Below are 3,600 nucleotides of genomic sequence, written 5' to 3' on the forward strand. Positions count from 1 at the left end.
ATTTCGCAGACTCCAGGATTGATGTCCGAAGGGTGGAGCAAGAAAAAGTTTGAGCCATTTCTCCAATTCTCCCTTTTCCCCATTTCTCCTTGTTTACACTTCTAATGTATAGCCCTGAACGGTTACCCATTTTTCTATCTCAGATTATCCGCAACTATTTTACCATTATCCATCTTTATATAATAATTAAACATAGATGAGGCAAGTAATTGGGAATGGCTAATGACAAATATCTGGTCAAATGTTTGCATTATCTCTCCCTGGGTCAGAAGGTAAATTAGTGCCTGAGCACGCTCTACATCAAACGAACTTAATGGTTCATCTAAAAATATAAATGACGGGGCAATTCCTTTTTCTTGCGGTAAAGTAGCAATGGCAAAAGCCATCCGTAAGGCTAATGAGAATTGGTCTTTTGTTCCACCACTAAAGATATTCTTTGCACACCAACGCATCGCCCGTTCGTCCCAAACCTTAATTTTATAATCCTCCGTAATATCTGCATCGTGATACCTATCACAGGTAAGTAAAGGCAGTATCTTTTGCATATTTCGGATAGTATTGGGCAATACCCTGGCGACTATATTGTTTCTTGCCGTAGTCAAGATTTGTTCAGCTAAAGTCCGTATTTTAAGACTATTGCTTAAATCCTGTATCTCTTTTTCACATTGAGTAACTTCTAACCTGACATTTTCAAGATGTAATTCTCTGGCTAACTTTTCTACATGGGTTCTAATGTAACCGATTTTAGCCTCTATATCCTCTTTTTCTTTAATCAGTGTCGGCTCATACTGGACTTGCAGACGGCTATATTTAAATGCCTTTTTAATCTGGTTTGGGAAATTTTGCATTTCGTTTTCTAATTCAGTTTGAGTTTTTTGTCTTAGGCTAATTTCCCCGCGATAAGCATCTATCTGGCTTTGAAGGGTCTGAAATTCTTGAAGTGTTTTTTCTTCTTGAATTTCATTAATCTCTGCTATAACCTTGTTTTTTAGACGAGGATAGTCTCTTAAACTTAAATCTCTTGAAATCTGTGGACTTGAGGTATAAATTGTGTTTATTTCATCTTTAAGTTTTGTTACAATCTCCTGGTGTTGGCTAATTTTTTCCCAAAACTGCTCTTTTTTACTCACATCTTGTAAATCCCTTTTTACCTCCGTTAATAATTGATTATATTCTGCCAATAATTTCTCACGGTCTAAAATTACTCCTAAATTCTTTGCTTTTTGGTGTAATTCAGGTTTGAATTTATCAATTATTTTACTCAGTTTATCCTTGCGGATGATAGATTTTTCTTTATCCTTTAATTTTTCTTCCTCATTGAGTTTATTCAGTTCTTGTTTGTAATTTTCAAGCACATTCTTTGATAACGAAACAACACTTTCCTGTCCAGCAATATCTTTAGTTATTTTAGAATAATCTTCTTTTACTTGTTGAATATCAAACCCTTTTAGATTTTCTGATAAATCATTGATTAAGACATCTGCATGAGTAATATCTTCTGGTATGGATAAGTTTAATTTAAGCAATCTATCTTCATATTCAGTCAATTTTGTCTCATCCTGTTCGTTTTTGTCTCTGGTGCTTTGCCTTTGTCCATCTAATCGTAAAATCTCATCTTCTAAATCTCGTATCTGCAGGGATAGTCGATAAATAATCTTCTTCTGATTTTTAATATTGATAAATCCTGAAAATAAAGCCGACAGGGTAATTACCACCATAATTATTCCCACTGCCAACAATCCATTTATTAAACTAATAATTAATGAAATGATACTGACTATATTTATGCCGATAGAGGTAAAGAGTGTTTTTTTATAGCGGTGGTCTGCATTAGTTTTTTCTTGTTGTTTTATATCCTTTTGGGAATTTATTTCCTTTTCCTTCTGGTTAATTATTTCAAGGGCAGAAAGAGTATATTGGGCTCGACGCCAATTTTCTAATGCCTCTTTTTCATTTATTGATTTTAGTTGTTGGACAAGGGTCTTTTCTTTTTCCAGACTTAAGTTTAACTTTTCCTGTTTTTGTATAAATTTTGTTTCTTCAAGGTTAATTGTCCCTTTTAATTTTTTAATCTGCTCTAATTCCTTATCAAGGGAAATACCTTTTTCCTTCTCAAATTTAAGCAGGTCCTCTAATTTATTAATTCGGGCAAGCCTTTTACTTAAACAAAGAATTTCATTCGTCAATTTTTTTCTAACCGGGACTTTCCCGTTTAATGCCTCTAAATCGTGAACCTGCTTTTTAAGATTATTGATTTCAGCCTCTTGTTCTTTAATCTGAGTTAAATTAGAGATAAGTTTTTCAAGATGGTTTTGTGTTTTTTTTAGTTCCCCTACCCTATTTATTTTCTTTTCTAACTCTATTTTTTGAGGCTCAATAAGTTTAATAGATTTGAATAACCTTTTTATATTGGTGGTCTCTTCATTAATTTTTTGTTTAAGTTTAATCAGGTTAATGAGTTGAAGTTTACTATCTATCCTTTTCTTTGCATCCAGAGTTTTATGTAGTTCAATCTGTTTTAATTTTGCTAATTCTAATTTTTGGAGTTTATGTTGGAGGTCTTTTTCTTCATCGCGTCGGACTTTAAATCTTTGCTCTAATTCTAATAGTCGGTCAAGATTAAGTAATTTCATTAATGACTTTTCGCGTTGTGATTTATCAAGTCCTTCTAATTTATCCAGTTTTTTTTGCTCGACAAAACAGCTGTTCAGCAAAGCATCTCCATCTAAACCTAATTCTAACATCAATCGTTCATTCACGGGTATATTTTTAGTGATTACCTCATCACCAATATTTAGTTTCCATTGATTAGGGGAATTTAGATTAAGGATTCTATCGATGGTTAATATTCTATCTCGGATTTCTACCTGCAGTTGGATATATGCGGATTTAGAATGGTAATTAATTAATTCCACAAGGCTTCTTCGCTCACTAACCAATGCTTCACCAAATAAACCAAAATAAATCGCCTCAAATAAAGTGCTTTTACCCGATTCATTCAATCCTTCAATAAGGAAGCTACCTCGTTGCGGAAAGGTAATCTCAATATCTTTTAATTGTTTAAAATTATCTGCAATTAATTTTTTAATTTTTATCATAATTTTGCCAGTTTTTTCCCTAATTTAACTGCGTCTTCTTTTTTCCCTTCAATTTTGGCACGGTTAATCTTCTGGTTATTCGGGGAAACAATTACGCTCTCAAGTTTTAAAATATCACCTTCTATACACCCTAATACTCCTATTGGGATTTGGCAGCCACCACCTAATTCTTTAAGGAAGGACCTTTCAGCTATTACCGCCAGGGAGCTTTCTTCATCATTCAAATTACTTACTATTTCTTTTATTTCTGTGTCATTTTTGCGTATCTCTATGCCTAATGAACCCTGTCCAGCCGCAGGTAAAATAATATCGGTGGATAAAAATTGGGTGATTTTAGAATGAAGATTTGTCCGAATACAGCCGGCGGCGGCGACAACTATTGCATCTACAGAGTTTAATTTTTTTATTCTTGTATCTAAATTACCTCGTAAATCGACAATCTTTAAATCCTGACGATAATAAATAAGTTGTGCCTTTCTTCTTGGACTACTTGTGCCAATTA

2 protein-coding genes are annotated in these 3,600 nt (G+C 33.4%); both read right to left on the minus strand.

Annotation, left to right across the window (positions count from 1 at the left end; translation table 11 throughout):
• Window positions 1-134: 134 nt before the first annotated feature.
• On the minus strand, window positions 135-3,098 hold the full coding sequence (locus AB1414_17530) for an SMC family ATPase (GenBank protein ID MEW6609217.1): 2,964 nt from the start codon (window positions 3,096-3,098) through the stop codon (window positions 135-137).
• Window positions 3,095-3,600: hydroxymethylbilane synthase (hemC, locus tag AB1414_17535; protein MEW6609218.1), on the minus strand; the 506-nt coding region annotated here is incomplete at its 5' end. The genes hemC and AB1414_17530, both read right to left, overlap by 4 nt.

Source organism: bacterium (assembly GCA_040755795.1).
GTDB lineage: Bacteria > UBA9089 > CG2-30-40-21 > CG2-30-40-21 > SBAY01 > JBFLXS01.